Source organism: Parolsenella sp. (genome assembly GCF_982402205.1).
The window spans coordinates 1-16,987 of sequence record NZ_CEVYAT010000023.1; the positions used below are offsets into that span (position 1 = coordinate 1).

13 protein-coding genes are annotated in these 16,987 nt (G+C 64.3%); 1 reads left to right on the forward strand and 12 read right to left on the reverse strand.

Features of this window, described 5'->3' with window-relative positions:
• Positions 1 to 77: 77 nt before the first annotated feature.
• From AC1VTH_RS02645 to AC1VTH_RS02665, 5 genes are all read right to left on the reverse strand, one after another.
• Complete coding sequence (locus tag AC1VTH_RS02645) at positions 78 to 935, reverse strand: tetratricopeptide repeat protein (RefSeq protein ID WP_481334548.1); 858 nt, start codon at positions 933 to 935, stop codon at positions 78 to 80.
• Positions 932 to 2,935 (reverse strand): ribonuclease R family protein, encoded by a 2,004-nt coding sequence (locus AC1VTH_RS02650; protein ID WP_481334550.1) that lies wholly within the window; start codon positions 2,933 to 2,935, stop codon positions 932 to 934. The genes AC1VTH_RS02645 and AC1VTH_RS02650 overlap by 4 nt, the downstream gene beginning before the upstream one ends.
• A 78-nt stretch (positions 2,936 to 3,013) precedes the next feature.
• The gene (ftsX, locus tag AC1VTH_RS02655; RefSeq protein ID WP_293673397.1) at positions 3,014 to 3,961 is read right to left on the reverse strand and encodes a permease-like cell division protein FtsX; all 948 of its coding nucleotides are present in this window, start codon (positions 3,959 to 3,961) and stop codon (positions 3,014 to 3,016) included.
• Positions 3,948 to 5,057: a cell division ATP-binding protein FtsE gene (ftsE, locus tag AC1VTH_RS02660; protein ID WP_481334552.1), complete on the reverse strand. Its 1,110-nt coding sequence runs from the start codon at positions 5,055 to 5,057 to the stop codon at positions 3,948 to 3,950. Before ftsE ends, ftsX begins: the two co-directional genes overlap by 14 nt.
• A gap of 264 nt (positions 5,058 to 5,321) precedes the next feature.
• Positions 5,322 to 6,002 (reverse strand): transaldolase family protein, encoded by a 681-nt coding sequence (locus AC1VTH_RS02665; RefSeq protein ID WP_293673399.1) that lies wholly within the window; start codon positions 6,000 to 6,002, stop codon positions 5,322 to 5,324.
• Between the two features lie 300 nt (positions 6,003 to 6,302).
• On the opposite strand from AC1VTH_RS02665, the gene AC1VTH_RS02670 reads away from it, so the two are divergent.
• Positions 6,303 to 7,319 (forward strand): LacI family DNA-binding transcriptional regulator, encoded by a 1,017-nt coding sequence (locus AC1VTH_RS02670; protein ID WP_301830570.1) that lies wholly within the window; start codon positions 6,303 to 6,305, stop codon positions 7,317 to 7,319.
• A gap of 281 nt (positions 7,320 to 7,600) precedes the next feature.
• On the opposite strand, the gene AC1VTH_RS02675 is transcribed toward AC1VTH_RS02670, so the two are convergent.
• The 7 genes from AC1VTH_RS02675 to AC1VTH_RS02705 all read right to left on the reverse strand — a co-directional run bounded on the left by AC1VTH_RS02675 (position 7,601) and on the right by AC1VTH_RS02705 (position 16,640).
• Positions 7,601 to 8,560 carry a transketolase family protein gene (locus tag AC1VTH_RS02675; RefSeq protein ID WP_301830567.1) on the reverse strand — a complete coding sequence of 320 codons (960 nt, stop codon included), beginning with the start codon at positions 8,558 to 8,560 and terminating at the stop codon, positions 7,601 to 7,603.
• Entirely contained in the window at positions 8,560 to 9,423 is an 864-nt protein-coding gene (locus AC1VTH_RS02680; protein WP_293673402.1) for a transketolase, read from the reverse strand. Before AC1VTH_RS02680 ends, AC1VTH_RS02675 begins: the two co-directional genes overlap by 1 nt.
• A 270-nt stretch (positions 9,424 to 9,693) precedes the next feature.
• Positions 9,694 to 10,827, reverse strand: coding sequence for a peptide chain release factor 2 (gene prfB / locus AC1VTH_RS02685; RefSeq protein WP_481334554.1), 1,134 nt, complete (start codon positions 10,825 to 10,827; stop codon positions 9,694 to 9,696).
• Positions 10,827 to 13,667: a preprotein translocase subunit SecA gene (secA, locus tag AC1VTH_RS02690; RefSeq protein WP_481334556.1), complete on the reverse strand. Its 2,841-nt coding sequence runs from the start codon at positions 13,665 to 13,667 to the stop codon at positions 10,827 to 10,829. The genes prfB and secA overlap by 1 nt, the downstream gene beginning before the upstream one ends.
• 153 nt (positions 13,668 to 13,820) lie before the next feature.
• The gene (locus tag AC1VTH_RS02695) at positions 13,821 to 14,300 is read right to left on the reverse strand and encodes an AfsR/SARP family transcriptional regulator (RefSeq protein WP_481334557.1); all 480 of its coding nucleotides are present in this window, start codon (positions 14,298 to 14,300) and stop codon (positions 13,821 to 13,823) included.
• Between the two features lie 191 nt (positions 14,301 to 14,491).
• Positions 14,492 to 15,424: a hypothetical protein gene (locus AC1VTH_RS02700; protein WP_481334558.1), complete on the reverse strand. Its 933-nt coding sequence runs from the start codon at positions 15,422 to 15,424 to the stop codon at positions 14,492 to 14,494.
• A complete protein-coding gene (locus AC1VTH_RS02705) occupies positions 15,345 to 16,640 on the reverse strand; it encodes a hypothetical protein (protein WP_481334559.1) in 1,296 nt (431 codons plus the stop codon). The genes AC1VTH_RS02700 and AC1VTH_RS02705 overlap by 80 nt, the downstream gene beginning before the upstream one ends.
• Positions 16,641 to 16,987: the final 347 nt, after the last annotated feature.

Here is a 16,987-nt window from a genome sequence, read left to right on the forward strand (position 1 = left end):
CCGCCTCGAACGTCTCCTCGATCGCATACTCGTGGCGCGCCGAGCGGTTGCGCGCGATGCTCTTGCGCTCGCGCTTCTTAGGCATCGGCATGGCTGCCCTCCCCTTCCGCGTCGGTGCTGCGGATGAGCTCGAGCAGGGCCTTCACGGCGGGGGCGCCCACCAGGTCGCGGGCCCTCACCGTGAGGTTCGTAGCGAGGCTGCGGTCCTTCGACGCCACGTCGGTGGCGCACATGAGCAGGCACAGGGCCACCTCGGCGTTGGCACCCTCGGGCAGGCCGTTCTCGGCCATGACCTGGGATGTCTGCTCGTCAGTGAGCGCATCGGGGTCGCAGGGCGTTCCCTTCACGCGGTCGACGAGGTCATCGAGCACGTTGTCGGACCAGTCGAGCCTGCGGGCGCAGCGCAGGCAGGCCGCGGCGGCGGAGTCGGCGCCAGTGTCCATGAAGTGGCGAGCAAAGTTGCAGAAGGCGCGCACGAGGTGGCGCACGTCGCTCGCACACTCGAAGACCGAGAAGGTGAGGGCCAGGTACTCGTCGATGTCCCCGTTCGTGCGATAGAGCTCGGCAAGGTCGAGGCGGTAGCCGCAGCCCATCGGGTTCCAGCGCACGGCCTGACGCAGCGCCTCGGTAGCGGCGGCGTAGTCGCCCTCGCTCACCAGCACAAACGCGAGGTCGGCATAGAGGCGGTCGAGAGGCTCGCCAACGTCGCGCAGCTCGCGCGGGTCCTTCTCGACACGGCGGTAGCACAGGCGCTCGAAGACCGTGGGAAAGCTGAACCACTGCACCTCGTCGGTGGTGGGGCAGTTGCGGTCAACGTACTCCTCGGCATCGGCCGCAAGGCGCTCGAGCAGCTCGCAGGCGAGCTCCCCCTGGCCTCCGGCAAACAGGCCCTCGGCAGCATCGAGCTCGTCGGTCATATTGGTGCGTTCGTTCATTGCACGTCCTTTCGGGCGGCGGCCTGCGGGCAGGCACCGCGCGCAAGAGTGAAGTCTATCTGGCCCTTCTCGGGCTTGCAGCCAGCCACGGTGACGGCGACGCGCCGCCCCAGGTGCCAGCGGCGACCCGTGGACTCGCCGGTGAGACACATCGTACCCTCATCGTAGGCGAACCACTCGTCCCCCAGGGCGCGAATGGGCAGCAGCCCCTCGGCGCACGTCTCGTCAAGGCGAACGAAGAGGCCAAAGCGCTCGACGCCCACGACCACGCCCGAGAAGCTCTCGCCCACATGCTGCCCCATGAGCTGCGCCATCTTGACGCGCTGGCTCTCGCGGGCGGCGGCGTCGGCGGCGCGCTCTCGCTCGGAGCAGGTGTGGCACAGCTGCGGCATCGCGGCAAGCTCCGCCCTGCGGGCGCGCACGTCAAAGCCGGCATCGGTAGCCATCCCGATGCGCACCTTGAGCGCACGGTGCACCGTTACGTCGGGATAGCGGCGGATGGGCGAGGTGAAGTGGCAGTATGCCGAAGCCCCCAGCGCATAATGCCCGTCGTTTCTGGGCAGGTAGACGGCGCGCTTCTGGGCGCGCAGCAAAAGCGAGTTGGCCGGAACCTCGGCGCTCGTGCCGCTCGCCCGTTCAAGCACGTCCTGCAAGGCAAACGGGTCGGCCGCGCGCAGGCGCTCGTACTCGCCCGGCTCCAGCAGGTCGAGCTCACGCAGGGCAAGCAGAGCCTGGCCCATGGAGTCGGGGGCGGGCCGCTCGTGCACGCGGAAGGCGCAGGGCACCTCCTCGGCATGCGACGCGAGCATCTGGGCCACCACCTCGTTGGCAACGAGCATGGCCTCCTCAACGAGCGACGTGGCACGGGTGCGCTCGCGCACGCTCACCCCCGTGGGCACGCCCTCGCCGTCGAGTTCCACCTTGGCCTCGACGGTCTCGAAGTCCACCGCACCGCGCTCGCGGCGCACGTGGCGTCGCAGACGGGCCGCCTCGTCGAGCATGCGCAGCAGCTCCTCGAGGTCTTGGGCGCTCGCCTCGGGCTCGTGCGGCAATTCGGTGGCCGGGAACGCGCCCTCGAGCACGGCATCGACCTGGTCATAGCTCAGGCGCGCCTTGGAGTGGATCGTCGAGCACCACGCGGCGTGGCCCACGACCTCGCCGCCCTCGTCGATGTCGGCGAACACGCTCATGGCCAGGCGGTCCTTGCCCGCGACGAGCGAGCACAGATCGTCGCACAGGCGCTCGGGAAGCATGGGCAGCACGCGGTCGACGAGATAGGCCGAGCACGTGCGCGCCCGGGCGTCGAGGTCGATGGGCGACCCCAGTCTCACGTAGTGCGAGACGTCCGCGATGTGCACGCCCAGGCGCCAGCCGCCGCCCTCGCGCCTCTCGCACGAGACCGCATCGTCAAAGTCGCGCGCCGTGGCGGGGTCGATCGTGACGCAGAGCAGCTCGCGCAGATCATGGCGCTTGGGCTCAGCCGCGATTGTCTCGGCCACGTCGTCATGGATCTGCTCGGCCTGCTCGAGCGCCGCCTGGCCAAAGTGGGTTGCCAGGCCATTACTCGCGATGACGCGCTCGATGGGCAGGTCGAGCCCCTCGGGGCGGCCAATCCTGCGCTCGAGCGTTACCACGCCGGCCTCGCGACGGGCCGGGTAGGTGAGGATGCGCGCCTCGACGACGTCGCCCTCGCTCACATGCAGCCGCTCGGGCGCCTTGTCGTCGGGAAGCACAAAGAAGTCGCGGCGGATGCGCTCGTCGAGCGCCACGACCGCACCCAGCGGCCCCGCCCACTCGAACGTGCCCACGAAGCGCTCGCAGGCACGGCGCAGGACGCCCTGGACCACGGCCTGGGGCTCGCCGGGGCCACGGCGCACGAGGGTCACGGTCGCCTCGTCGCCGTCCATGCCCTCGCGCAGGCCGCCGCGGGCCACCAAAAACGTACCCTCGGCCGTCTCGACCGTGGCAGACCCCGGGCGCGCCACGTGCAGTGTGCCCACATACGCCGCATGCCGGCCCCGCGTGGGACCGGCATGACGATAGCTCGATGTCTTGTGACGCCTTCGACCCATCTGCACCTAGACCTTGAGGTAGCGCCTCATGGCGATGGCGGAGCCAAACAGGCCGATGACCAGGCCCATGGCGATGAGCAGGCCGTAGGTCGACAGCGTGGCGCGGGTGCTCACGACGAAGCTGAGGAACGAGATGCGCTCGGCGAGCATCGGCAGGCCAAAGCGGCGGATGACCTCGAGCGCGCCAATGGAGAGCACCGAGCCGATGACGGCCTGGAGCACGCCCTCCATGATGAACGGCCCGCGGATGAAGCCGTTCGACGCACCCACCAGGCGCTGGATCGCAATCTCGCGGCGGCGGGCAGAGATCGACAGGCGAATCGTGTTGTTGATGAACACGAAGGCCACGAAGGTCAGCAGCACGACGAGCACGAGCATAATCACGCGGATCCAGTTGGTGACGGTAAACAGGCGCTCGACGGTACCCTGGCCGTACTGGACCTGGTCTGCCGGGTCCGACGTGGTGCCGTCGTCGCTCGTGGCGACGTCCGCGACCTTGGCGAAGTCGTCGTCGGAGCCAAGGCGCTTGGCCACGCCCTCGACGTCCTGCGGGTCGTGGAGCTTGATGACGAGCGAGGCGGGAATCGGGTTGCGGTCGTCGAGGGCGGCGACGGCGTCGGCGGCGTTGCGCTTCGTCATCGTGTCGCGGTACTCGGTAAGCGCCTCGTCCTTGCTCTTGTACGAGACGCTCTCGACCTCGCCCCAGCCCGAGATCTTGGACTGCAGCGCGTCGACGTCGTCCTGCGAGGCGTTGTCGGAGAGGAACGCCTGAATCGTGACCTGGTCCTCCACGGTGCCAACCATGCCGTTGAGCAGCACGGAGCCCATAGCGAACAGGCCAATGATGAACAGCGAGAGGAAGATCGTGATGACGGCGCCAAAGGTCGTGGAGCCGTTGCGCACAAAGTGGTGACCTGCCTCGCGCAGGGAATAACCAAGGTTAGAAGGAGCCATAGAAGCCGTAGCCTCCCCTCTCCTGATCGCGGACGACATGACCGGCCTCGAGGGCGATGACGCGCTTGCGCATGGAGTCGACCATCTCGCGGTCGTGCGTGGCCATCAGGATGGTCGTGCCCGTGCGGTTGATTCGCTCGAGGAGCTTCATGATGCCCAGCGAGATGGCCGGGTCGAGGTTGCCGGTGGGCTCGTCGCAGATAAGCAGCGGCGGGCGGTTCACCATGGCGCGGGCAACGGAGACGCGCTGCTGCTCGCCGCCGGAGAGCTGGTCGGGGTAGACGTCCATCTTCTCGCCAAGGCCCACGAGGCGAAGCACCTCGGGAACCTGGGCGCGCACGACGGAGCGCGGCTTGCCGATGCACTCGAGGGCAAAGGCCACGTTGTCGAAGATCGTCTTGTCCGGGAGCAGCTTGAAGTCCTGGAACACGCAGCCAATCTGGCGGCGCAGGTAGGGCACCTTCCAGTTGCGCATGTTGGTGAGGTCCTGGCCCGAGACCATCACACGGCCGTGCGTGGGCTTGAGCTCGCGGGTGATGAGCTTGAGGAAGGTCGACTTGCCCGAGCCGGAGTGGCCCACGAGGAAGACGAACTCGCCCGCGTAGACGTCGACGTTCACGCCCTGCAGCGCTGGCTTGTTGGGCTGCGCGGGATAGATCATCGAGACGTCCTGGAACGAGATGACGGGCGTGGAGCCCTCGTTGACCTTGGTCGTGTCAACGTCCGAGGTGATGGGGGCAAACGCCGTCGTGAAGCCCGGCTGGTTTGACGGGTCGAACGAGGCGTCAGCGCGGACGTCTGCGGGCATGGCGGTGAGGCCGGAGTCGTCGGGCTGGGGTGCCGAGACGGGCTGGGCCTGCGTGGGCTGGGAGTTCATAACCGGGATGTTCATGGAGGGGACCCTCGAGGCGACGTTGGCCTCGGGCTGGGGAGCAGGCACCGCCGGTTGAGCCGGCGCCTGGGTCTGAGCAGAGCTCTGCGTCTGGTCGACCTGGTCGGCAGGCGCAGGCTGTGCCTCGTACGGCATGGTGCCCTCGGCCTGCTTGACCGGGGCCATTCCGTCCTGTCCCTCGCTGCTGCGGAAGTGGTTGGCCACTTATTGCTCCTTTTTTCGCGCGATAGGAAGGCAGATACGCGCTCAATCATAGCAAATGCGAGATAGGCACCACATAGGCCACATAGCCCTGATAGCCGCATGCACGCCCTTCTCGGCATGCGGCGCGGCCGCTCGCCACGGTGGCTAGGCGGCGTCGCGGTAGGCAAGGGGAACGCCAGGACGAGCCATGGCGCCCAGGCACGAGAAGGGCGCCGACCCCATCCGAGGCCGGCGCCCAAAGCTAAATCAGTTGGAGGGGACGCCCTAGGCGTTCACGACCTTCTCCCAGTCGGCGGCGAAGGACGCGAGGCCCTTGTCGGTGAGCGGGTGGTGTACGCACTTCTTGAGCGCGGCGAACGGCACAGTGGCGATGTCGGCACCCATGAGGGCGGCCTGCGTCACGTGGTGCGGGGTGCGCACGGAGGCGGTGATGATCTCGGGGCCGCCCTCCTGCTCCCAGTAGCCGTAGCTGTAGTTCTTGACACAGGTCACGACGGTCTCGAGCTGCTCGATGCCATCCTCGCCGCAGTCCTCGAAGCGGCCGACGAACGGCGAGATGTAGCGGGCGCCGGCGCTGGCGGCGAGCAGGGCCTGCGGGGCGGAGAAGATCAGCGTCATGTTGACGCGGATGCCCTCGGTGGCAAGCGTGTGGCACGCCGGCAGGGAGGCCTCGCAGATCGGGAGCTTCACGACGATGTTCGGGGCGATGGCGGCCAGGCGACGGCCCTCGGCGACCATCTCCTCGGTGGTCTCGGCCGTGGACTCGGCGGAGACGGGGATATCCTTGCAGATCTCGCAGATCTTGGCCATGTGGCCCTCGAAGTCGGCAAGCTTGCCACCCGTCTTGGCATACAGGGACGGGTTCGTCGTCACGCCGGCGAGGATACCCCAGGTCTCGGCCTCGCGAATCTCGTCAAGGTTGGCGGTGTCGATAAAGAACTTCATTCGCTTGCCCTCCAGTCACATGTGTGCGGCGCCACGCCTTTGCGTGGTCTTATTGTTCGCAAGAAAAATGGGCGTTGGAGGTTGGCCCCTCTGGCCCGTCAACTTGCAAATTAAATGTATACCATCCGGTAATCATTTGCGATACCCCATCGGTAAACGGGCTGGTAGATACCCCTGTTTTTTCTTCTTGTTATGCGATTAACCATTCGCATATACTCTTACTTTGATGAAGGTAACCAAAGTCAAGAACAACTTCTGGTTTTCCGCCAACGCAGTTTTCTTCGTCGAGAGGGGTCCCGCATGGCTGGTAGGGTGACGATCGTAGACGTCGCTAAGCTCGCCGCAACCTCCACGGCTTCCGTCTCCTACTTCCTCAACGGCAAGCTCGAGAAGCTCGGCAAGCCCACGCAGGAGCGTATCGCCGCGGCCATCCGCGAGACGGGCTACGTCCCCAACGCGCAGGCCCAGGCGCTGTCGGGAAAGCCCACGCACGTCATCGGCGAGATCATCCTCGACAACACCAACCTATGGGCCGGCCAGATTCAGCTGGGCGTCGAGAGCGTCGCGCGCGAGGCCGGCTACCAGACGGTCGTGTGCGGCACCAACTTCGACCGCGCGACCGAGCAGGCCTGCGTCGAGAAGCTGCTGTCGCTAGGGGTCGATGGCTTCATCATCCAGCCCACCTCGAACTTCAAAGCCATCCACGAGCGCATCAAGCGCGCGGGGCGGCCGGTCGTCTTCTATGACTGCGACACCTTCGACCTCAGCACGAGCTGGATCAAGGCAAACCTTTACGACGGCATCTACTCGGCCATCCAGCGCTGCGTCGAGATGGGATACGACCGCTTCTTGGCCGTAGGCGCCGAGGCCAAGGCGGCCACGGGCCAGTTCCGCACGCGGTTCGAGCGCGCGAGCGCCATGTCGGACGCGCTCTCGGCGCACGGCCTCGACTTCGAGCAGATCAACATCGACCACGAGACGCCCACGGTAGCCGAGCTGCGCGAGCTGCTCAAGTTCCGCATCTCGCCGGCCAACCGCACGCTTATCTTCGTCGAGAACCAGTGGGCCCTCCCCCGCGTCTTCCAAGCGCTCGAGCCCTCGCGCCACCTCATCCCAGACCGCATCGGCATCCTAGGCCTCAACTGCACCGAGTGGACCGACCTCACAGCCCCCACGATCTCGACCGTCGTGGAGCCGGTGCGCCAGGAGGGCCGCATGGCCTGCCAGATGCTCGTCGAGCTGCTCGAGGGCAGCGAGAAGCGTCCGCGCCAGGAAATCCTCGCCTGTCACACGCGCTGGCTCGGCTCCACCAAGTAGTGGAGTTCTGGGGCGCCGGGATTCACCCGTTTGAGGAGCAAGGATGGGCGCGGCCTGCCCCGCATCGCTACGAGAAGGGTCAGCCGCAGGGACTCCCGCGACCGCGCAGCCGAGTGAGGAAGCCGGGGACACGGGCTTCTCGAATGCACCGCTCGTCACGAAGCGGGCCGCAATGCGGCGATGCATCCAGCTCCCGCCGCCTGCAGCACCCCTCGCATAGGCAACGAAAAGGGGCTCGTACCAACTGGTACGAGCCCCTTCGCATGCGAGATGCAAGAGCTTTAGGCGAGCAGGCCCTTGACGGTCTCCTCGAGGTCGGAGGCCGTGAGCTTGAACTCCTTCTGCAGCCAGTCGGCGGTGCCAACCTGGCCGAACTGCTCAACGATGCCGTGACGCTTGAAGGGCACAGCAACGGCGTTCTCGGCGAGGACGGACGCAACAGCGTCGCCCAGGCCACCGATGACACCGTGGTTCTCGAAAGTCACGATGGCCTTCTTGCCCTTGGCCTCGGAGAGGATGAGCTCCTCGTCGAGCGGCTTGATGCAGAACATGTCGATGACCTCGGCAGAGATGCCCTGCTTCTCGAGGTTCTCGGCGGCGTCGAGCGCGTCGGAGACGAGGCGGCCGGCGGAGATGATCAGCACGTCGGAGCCTTCGCGAAGGACATTGCCCTTGCCGAGCTCGAACTCGGAGCCCTCGGCGTAGACGTTGCGGATGGCCTTGCGGTCGCCACGGAAGTAGTTGATGCCGGGCAGGCCAGCGCAGGTCTTGACGATCCAGGCCATCTGCACGGCGTCTGCGGCGTCGAAGACGCGGGCGTGCGGGATGGTGCGCATGATGGCAACGTCCTCGAAGGAGGTGTGGGTGCCACCGTTGGCAGCGACGGAGAAGCCAGGGTCGGAGCCATACATGTTGATGGTGTTGTGAGCGTAGGCGCCAGAGAGGAAGACCTGGTCGAACGCACGACGCGCGATGAACGGCGCGAAGGTGTGGACGAACGGGATGTAGCCCTCGGACGACATGCCGGCGGCAACGCCCATCATGTTGGCCTCGGAGATGCCGCACTCGATGAAGTTGTCAGGGTTGGAAGCCTTGATCTTCAGGGAGTTGGAGGCGCCACCCAGGTCGGCCTCGAGCATGACGATCTTGTCATTCTCGGCAATGAGGCTCTGGAGGGTCTCCATGACGACGTTGCGCAGGTCAGCGCCGGTGGCGCTGCGATCTTCAGCGAGCTTGAACATTAAGCGAGCGCCTCCTCGAGCTTCTCGACCTGGGCGTTAAGGGCGTCAACAGCATCCTGGGCGGTCTTCTTGAGCTCAGGGGTGTTGAACTTGGGAGCGTGGTTGCTCTCCATCTCCTCGAAGGCCTTGACGCCAGCGCCCTTGACGGTGTCGAGGATGATGCAGAGGGCCTCGCCCTTGTGCTGCTTGGCCTCGGTGATGGCGGCGTCGACGGCGACGACGTCCTGGCCGTTGACCTTCTGGGTGTAGAAGCCGAAGGACTGCATCTTGGCGACGTAGTCGAACGGGTTCATGATGTCCTTGGTCCAACCGTCAAGCTGACGCTTGTTGTCGTCGATGAAGACGATGAGGTTGTCCATCTTGTAGTTGGCGATGTACTGGAAGGCCTCCCAGCACTGGCCCTCGTTGAGCTCGCCGTCGCCCACGATGAGGTAGGTGAAGGCGTCAGAGCCCTTCTTGGCGAGGGCGGTGGCGATGCCGGCAGCGGTGGAGCAGCCCTGACCGAGGGAGCCGGTCGTCATGTCGACACCCGGGGTCTTGGTGCGGTCGGGGTGGCTCGGCAGGTTGGTGCCGCCGTCATTCAGCGTGAAAAGCATATCGCGGTCGAAGAAGCCGCGCTCAGCGAGGACGGAGTACCAGGCGGGGCCGGCGTGGCCCTTGGACAGCACGAGACGGTCGCGGTCCTCCCACTTGGGGTTCTTCGGATCGTGCTTGAGCTGCTTGCCGTACAGCACGGCCATGACCTCGACGATGGAGAGCGAGCCGCCCAGGTGGCCGTAGCCACGGTGCAGCAGCATCTCGACGACGTCGCGGCGAACCTTCGCGGCGAGTAGCTCGAGCTCCTTCTGCTCCTTCTCTTCCATGAGACTCCTTTGGTCTGATGGTTCCGACAGACAAAACGTTGCTTTTCCAGAGGAACGTCGGCTTCGAGTGTATCCCATGACTGGTAGGTCGAACGACCTTTTTTCGAAATATCGAGAACAAACCCGCAGGTGAAAGGCTTAACCGGCCCCTATTATGCTGCTCGTGTGAATGAGGGGGCGCAGGCGCGTCCCTGCATAGAAAACGGCGGGGCGCCCATGCCGAGCGCCCCGCCGTTCTATCAATATGTAAACCTTTGGAAGCCCGCCAGGCTATTCCTCGTCCTCGGTCACGACGGGCTCGCGACCGCCAACGGCCCACCGGTGATAGGCCGTCACAAACGGATCGAGGTCGCCGTCGGAGAGCACCGCGTCCACGTTGCCCGCCTCGCACCCCGAGCGCAAGTCCTTAACCATTCGGTAGGGGTAGAGCACGTACGAGCGAATCTGGTTGCCAAAGCCAATCTCGTGCTTGGGGCCGCGCAGCTCGTCGAGCGCCTCGGCGCGCTTCTGGAGCTCGAGCTCGTAGAGCTTCGAGCGCAGAATCTGCATGCACGTGGCCTTGTTCTGAATCTGGCTGCGCTCGTTTTGGCAGGTGACGACGATGCCCGTAGGCAGGTGCGTCACGCGCACGGCCGAGTCGGTCGTGTTGACGCCCTGACCGCCAGGGCCGCTCGCGTGATAGACGTCGACGCGAACGTCACCCGGGTCGATCTCCACCTCGATGTCATCGGGAAGGACCGGCAGCACCTCAACGCCCGCGAACGTGGTCTGGCGGCGCCTCTTAGCATCGGTGGGAGAGATTCGCACGAGGCGGTGCACGCCTTGCTCCGCGCGAAGCATGCCGTAGGCGTTCTTGCCCGATACAGTGATCGTGGCGCGGTCGATGCCGATTACCTCTGCGGCGGGCGCGTCGTTGACCGTCACCTTCCAGCCGCGGCGGTCGCAGTAGCGCAGGTACATGTGCAGCAGCATCCCACACCAGTCCTGCGCCTCGAGGCCACCCTGACCCGGCGTGATGTTGACGATGGCGTCGCCCTGGTCAAACTCGTCAGTGAACCAGCTCGTCAGCTCGAGCTCCGAGAGGTCGCGCTCAAGGGCATCGGCGCACTGCTCGGCCTCGGCGGCAAGGTCCTCGTCGCCCGTCTCCTCGGCAAGCTCGTAGGCGGTCTGCGCATCGTCGAGGCGAGCATGGGCAGCCTCGATGCTCGCAACGTCATCCTTTGCCTTGGAGAGGTGTGCCATGGTCTGGCGCGCCGCGTTGGGATCGTCCCAAAAGCCTGGTTCGGCGCTCCTCGCCTCGAGGTCGAGCACGGTGGCTCGACTCTCGTCGACGTGAAGGTAACCCTCGACTTCCTCGAGCCTCGCCGTGAGGGCGGCGAGGCGCTCACTCGTTAGCTCGGCCACTATCGGTTTCTCCCGTGGCAGTTCTTGAACTTCTTACCGCTGCCACAGGGGCAGGGGTCGTTGCGACCAACGCCGACGTAAGGGTCGGGGTCATCGGCCTTGCGATACGTGTGCGGCTTGGCGGCGCTCGCCTTGGGCGAGGGCGCGCTGGCATCACGGCGCTCGGCACGCTCGACGGCGGTCGCGGGGGCAGCTTGGTTGGCACGGGCGCGCGACAGCACGGAGGAGCGGGCCGCATCGGCACCGTCGACCTCGGTGGGGCCGGAGTATCTGGCTCCCTCAAGGGCAGACGGGGCGGGCGTGGTGGCGGCGACCGGCGCGGTGTTGCGACGGATGTGGAGCATCGTGCGCAGGAAGTCCTCGTACATGGTGTCGACGAGCTGACCAAAGGCGGCGTAGGCCTCCTGCTTGTACTCAACCAGCGGGTCGCGCTGACCAAAGCCGCGCAGGCCAATGCCCGTCTTGAGGTAGTCCATCTCCTGAAGGTAGGCCATCCAACGGGTGTCGATGACACGCAGCATCACCTGGGTCGCGAGGCGGTGGGTGATGTCCTCGCCGAGGTCCTCGGTGCGCTTGGTGTACAGGTCGCCAACGTAGGCGTCAACGGCCTCCACAACATCGGCGGTCGTGCCTTCCTTGGAGAGCTCGGGCATGCCATCCGCGCCGGTAAGCTCGTGGAGCCAAGAGCGCAGGCCCTCGAGGTCCCAGTCCTCGCTCGCGGTGCCCTCGGGACAGAACTCGCGCACCTCGCGCTCGACCGTGGCGCTCGTGACCTCGGAGATGTGCTCGGTCAGGTCCTTGCCATCGAGAATCTTGTTGCGCTCCTCGTAGATGACCTGGCGTTGCTGGTTCATGACGTCATCGTAATCGAGGACGCTCTTGCGCATCGCGTAGTTAATCTCCTCGACCTTGCGCTGCGCGCCCTCGATGGCCTTGCTGACCATCTTGGCCTTGAGCGGCATGTCGGGCGGCATGTCGTACTTGGCCATCATCGCGCCGATGCGGTCCATGCGGTCGGCGCCGAAGAGGCGCATGAGGTCGTCCTCGAGCGAGAGGTAGAACTGGGTCTCACCCGGGTCTCCCTGGCGGCCGGCGCGGCCACGCAGCTGGTTGTCGATTCGCCTGCTCTCGTGACGCTCGGTACCAATGACGGCAAGGCCGCCAGCGGCAAGGACGTGCTCGCGCTCGGCGTCACAAATCTGGCGGGCGCGGGCGCGGGCATCGGCGACTTGCTCGGGCGTGGCGACATCTGCCGGGGTGCCGGCCTCGGCAAGCATCTCGTCGGCGAGCTCGTCGGGGTTACCGCCCAGCAGGATGTCGGTACCACGGCCAGCCATGTTCGTGGCGATCGTAACGGCGCCCTCGCGACCGGCTTGGGCAACGATCTGGGCCTCGCGCTCGTGGAACTTGGCGTTGAGCACCTCGTGCTTGATGCCTCGCTGATCGAGGAGCTTCGAGAGGCGCTCGGAGCTCTCGATGGAGACGGTGCCCACAAGGACGGGTTGACCGTTCTCGTGACGACGCTCGACGTCATCTGCGACCGCCTTGAACTTGTACTCGACGTTGCGATAGATCATGTCGTCATGGTCCATGCGCTTGACGGGCTTGTTGGGCGGAATCTCGGTGACCGGGAGCTTGTAGATCTCGCGGAACTCGGCGTCCTCGGTCATGGCGGTGCCCGTCATGCCCGAAAGCTTGTCATAGAGGCGGAAGTAGTTCTGCAGAGTGATGGTGGCCAGCGTCTGGTTCTCCTCGCGAACCAGAACGCCTTCCTTGGCCTCGACGGCCTGATGCAGGCCCTCGGACCAGCGCCTGCCCTCCATGATGCGGCCGGTGAACTCATCGACGATCTTGACCTCGCCGTTCATGACGACGTAGTCCTTGTCGCGATGGAACATGTACTGGGCCTTGAGCGCCTGCTGGAGGTGGTTGGCAAGCTGGCCGGAGAGGTCGGCGTAGATGTCGGCGCCAAGGCGCTGCTCGATCTTGCGCAGGCCCTGCTCGGTCGCGGCAATCGTGTGCTTGGCCTCGTCCATGATGTAGTCGCCATCGGGCTCGGGAACGGGGCCGCCCAGCGGATCGCGCTCAGGCTCCTCGCCACGCTCGAGGCCGCGGACGGCACGGGCAAAGTCCTTGTACGTGTCGGCGGACTTCGTGCCGGCGCCCGAGATGATCAGGGGCGTACGGGCCTCGTCGATGAGGATCGAGTCGACCTCGTCGACGATGGCGAAGCGGTGGCCGCGCTGCACGCGCATGTCGGCCCTCATGACCATGTTGTCACGCAGGTAGTCAAAGCCAAACTCGGAGTTCGTACCATAGGTGATGTCTGCCTCATAGGCAGGGCGCTTGTCCGCAAGGGGCATGCCGTTCTGGAGCAGACCAACCTTGAGGCCCAGGAAGTTATAGAGCTTGCCCATCCACTCGGAGTCACGACGCGCAAGGTAGTCGTTGACCGTGACGATGTGAACGCCCTCGCCGGCAATGCCGTTGAGGTAGCCCGCGAGGGTGGAGACGAGCGTCTTGCCCTCGCCGGTCTTCATCTCGGCGATGGTGCCACGATGCAGGGCGATGCCGCCCACCACCTGAACGTCAAAGTGACGCATGCCAAGCACGCGGTCCGACGCCTCGCGTGCGCAGGCAAAGGCCTCGGGCAGCAGGTCGTCAAGAGATTCACCGTTAGCGTGGCGCTCGCGGAACAGCGCGGTCTGTCCGGCAAGCTCAGCATCGTCCATCTTGGCAAAAGTGTCGCCAAGGGACGAGACCTTGTCGGCGATGGAGTTGTACTCCTTCAGCTCCTTGTCGGAGCCAAGGGAGAGAATCTTCGAGAAGAGACCAGCCATGGCAATCCTGCTTACTCTCGAGGTGTCTAACTCGTGCGGGCCGAGGACCGCACGCCTAAATCTAGCCTTTTTACTTTATCTGTTCATAGCATACGTGCATGCGGCTGAAAGCGCCCAAACAGGGAACTGCCACATATGCCATTCGGGCTACGGCTAGGCGACGGCCTTGGCAACCTGCGTAAACCAGGCGGCCTGGCGTGCGTCACGCAGGCGCGAGGCGGCCTCGGCGCCCGCCAGCATCGCGTCACGATACCTTTGGGCCAGCTCGTCATGCCGACGCCTGAAGCAGCCCAGGGCGTCTGTGGCAGGCACGAACGAGCCGCCCGAGTACAGCCCCTCGAGCGCCACGCAAAGCGACACGACCTCGTCGTCGCTCGCATCCCTCGAAGATATTCTTCTCACCATGCTCTCGAACTCATCAACGTCGCAGCTCACAAGGGCGGGGTCAAGCCTGATCTGGCCCATCTCTCCCAGTACGTATTGGTTCGAGACGGGTGTTTGCCCAATGGAGGACCTCAGCGAGCTCAGCACCGTATAGAGATACTCTCGTCCACGCGCCAGGTCAACGTCGGGCCAGAGCGCCGCAATTATCTCGTGACGCTGCATGAGGTGCCCAGGGGTAAGGGCCAGCATTGCCAGCAGAACCTTCGCCTGCCTCCTGCGCCAACTCGCTTCGGGAATGCACTCGTCGCCCAAGCTCACCGTGATTCCCCCGAATATGCTAATCCGCAAGATGGGCGTGGCGGCAGCATCGGCCTTCGCCTTTGTCCTAGTCTGCCTTCCCAGAGCAGGACGGGAGCTCGCGACATCCTTGCCTCTCCAAGTCAGCGGAAGCATCGAGCGCAGTGCCTTGCCGCTCGGGCCAGACCGCGTGGCAAGCCCCGCATCGCCGCCACGCCCATACGCGGCGTTGCGGCCCTCATCTCCCTTGCGGCGCAGCCAACAGCCTCTTCTCTGCCCTCGGCCGCGGCCGCGTAAGCCCTCAAGAGCGCACGAACGTCGGGAGAACAGCCTTCAACGGCCTCCTCCAACTCAAGGTTTTCCCTGTCGAGGCTTTCTCCAAGCCCCTGAATAGACACCCAGCGGGCTAGCTGGGCAAGGCCCCTCACATCACGCTCCTCTAGACGCTCGCAGCAATCGAGCGCCCCGGTCGCCCGGACATATGCCCTCCTTGCCTGCCCGCCAAGCGAGTCAGAGAACGAGAGCATCACGCAAGCCCAGGCAAGAAGCCTGCTCAAATCGGCCGCCCGCCAGCGCACCATAGCTCTTGGCAGCGCTTCCAGGTCACGCTTCTCTCCGCTCACGATGCCAGCCAGCTCCACCAGCGCCACGGCGTCTCCCCGAAGGGCAGGAGCAGTCGATGCCTCAAGCGTCCGCAGGGCCTTCTTGAGTAGCTCAGTCTCACCCAGGCTTATGGGGTCACCGATAACCCTACGGAGGGCCTCAAAATCAAATTGGAGCACCGCCGAGAAGAGCGACGGATCTCCCTCGTCCTGGCCCCTCAGCTCTCGCGCGAGCATTAACTCGCGAAACGCCTCGAGCGATGACCCCTCGAACCAAAGCGCAAGGGCCCGATAGTGCTGGTACAGCTTCTGCGTGAGAATCCCTTTGCATCCCATCACGCGAGGTCGAAGTGCGGCCAGCTCGGTCGCGACTTCCTCGAGCGAGCGGTTCTTCTTAAGCCCGCAGATGGCCTCGAGAAGCTCGATCTGTAGGGAAACCCGGTTCACGCGAGAAGAGGCGTGCCCGGCCAGCATTGTCTCCCCCCTCGTTGGCGGATAGCGTTACGCCCAATAGCCGCAGCATCCTTCTTACGTGGGACAGCTCCGCCCCATCAACGTGAAGCACGGTATGTGTCACCAATGGAAGATGCCCAGCGTCGATGAGCTCCAGAGGGTAGTTGGAGACGCATGACACCGCGCTCCTTTCGAGCGGGTTGGCCCAAAGGAGCGCTCCCGCTCGGGCAAAGTTGCCCTTCGACGCAAGCCTGCGCGCAACACGACAGAGCAGGGAGCCCTCATTATTCAGGCTCTTGTTGCCCTCGCGAACCGCAGGAGTCTGGCCCAGAATCTCGCGGAGCGCATCGCCATCGATCGGAACGCACTCGAACAGCCCCTTCTCTGGCTCTATTCCAAAAAGAGGACAGCAGCTGCGCGTATCGAGCAAGAGATCCGAAGAAGCTCTTACGCCAATTGCCTGAAGGTCATCGACGGAGCCAGAACCAAATGCGGCCATGGCGCAGCGCAGAGTCAGCTCTTCATCGATGAGAGTGTTTCTCAGGGCAGACTCGTACAGCTGAGTCACGCGCTCGGTCCAGACAGCGGAGCCCGGCCCCACCGCGCTCCTTGTCGAAGAGGCACACGTGAGGCTTACAAGTGAAGCAATTCCGTGGGTGCACTCGACAATGTAATCAACTGAAGTGCCGCGCTTCCTGCCACACCACGTTCTTACCTCGCGTTTCTTAAGGACAAGGTCCCGCGCGCCAAACACCTTGCAGCGAGGAAATTCGTCAATGAGGTACTCATGCTCAGGCATGAGAATGACTATTACCCTGATGCCAGCAAAGAGGGCACCGGTAATGGCCTTGCCAAACTTTATGGCCGTCTCTTCGCTGTGAATTCCCACGCCATCAATAACAAGAAGAGCAAGGGGATCGCCGAGAGACGCGACATCTTCTTCCACGCATGATGAGACCGCCTGTCGAACGCGCCTGATTGCCACGGCATCAGACTTTATGTTTAGCCTGAGCCATTTTGCGGGAATCCCCTTCTCATCAAACGCCTGGCAGACAAGCTTCGCCAGGCTATGACGTCCAAGCCCAACCTCTGAGCAAATTACGGCAAGGCCATCATGCTCGAGAGACTCAACAACAGCGCTAACAAGACCAGGGCGCTGAAGAAGCTCCTTCTCGCCTGGATCAACTTTCGCTTTGTGAGAACGCTTAGTCTCGCGGGTACCGTTGGAAGCAGCCATCGCGCCCGCGTCCGTCGCGGGATGATTTGGCTTAGAAGTCGAAGACATAAAGGGCCTCCCTTAGAAATGGTTAGCCCTAACGCTAAAGGCAGGGACCCTCAGTAAAGCTGAAAGGTGCCTAAAACACCGCAGACGGCTGACAGGTTTTTGCAAGGTTGTGAGAAGCAGTTAATCTACCTGCGAAAACATGGCAGATTCCAAGTTTAAGAAATCAAAAATGCTCAAATTCGGTCGGTGAACGGTAATGAAGATATCCGAATAGCAGCAACGCTCAAAAACTAATTTGCGGAGCCGAAATCAAATTTAGGGCCAGAGGCGCCGCCGTAGGCTTACCCCGGGACGTAGGC

What these genes read in the sequence shown, in the direction of transcription:
- AC1VTH_RS02700 (WP_481334558.1), bottom strand. Translation starts at nt 15,424, where the DNA reads ATGCTGGCCGGGCACGCCTCTTCTCGCGTGAACCGGGTTTCCCTACAG.
- AC1VTH_RS02675 (WP_301830567.1), bottom strand. Translation starts at nt 8,560, where the DNA reads ATGTTCAAGCTCGCTGAAGATCGCAGCGCCACCGGCGCTGACCTGCGC.
- AC1VTH_RS02680 (WP_293673402.1), bottom strand. Translation starts at nt 9,423, where the DNA reads ATGGAAGAGAAGGAGCAGAAGGAGCTCGAGCTACTCGCCGCGAAGGTT.
- ftsX (WP_293673397.1), bottom strand. Translation starts at nt 3,961, where the DNA reads ATGGCTCCTTCTAACCTTGGTTATTCCCTGCGCGAGGCAGGTCACCAC.
- AC1VTH_RS02670 (WP_301830570.1), top strand. Translation starts at nt 6,303, where the DNA reads ATGGCTGGTAGGGTGACGATCGTAGACGTCGCTAAGCTCGCCGCAACC.
- AC1VTH_RS02645 (WP_481334548.1), bottom strand. Translation starts at nt 935, where the DNA reads ATGAACGAACGCACCAATATGACCGACGAGCTCGATGCTGCCGAGGGC.
- AC1VTH_RS02705 (WP_481334559.1), bottom strand. Translation starts at nt 16,640, where the DNA reads ATGGCTGCTTCCAACGGTACCCGCGAGACTAAGCGTTCTCACAAAGCG.
- AC1VTH_RS02695 (WP_481334557.1), bottom strand. Translation starts at nt 14,300, where the DNA reads ATGCTGGCCCTTACCCCTGGGCACCTCATGCAGCGTCACGAGATAATT.
- secA (WP_481334556.1), bottom strand. Translation starts at nt 13,667, where the DNA reads ATGGCTGGTCTCTTCTCGAAGATTCTCTCCCTTGGCTCCGACAAGGAG.
- AC1VTH_RS02665 (WP_293673399.1), bottom strand. Translation starts at nt 6,002, where the DNA reads ATGAAGTTCTTTATCGACACCGCCAACCTTGACGAGATTCGCGAGGCC.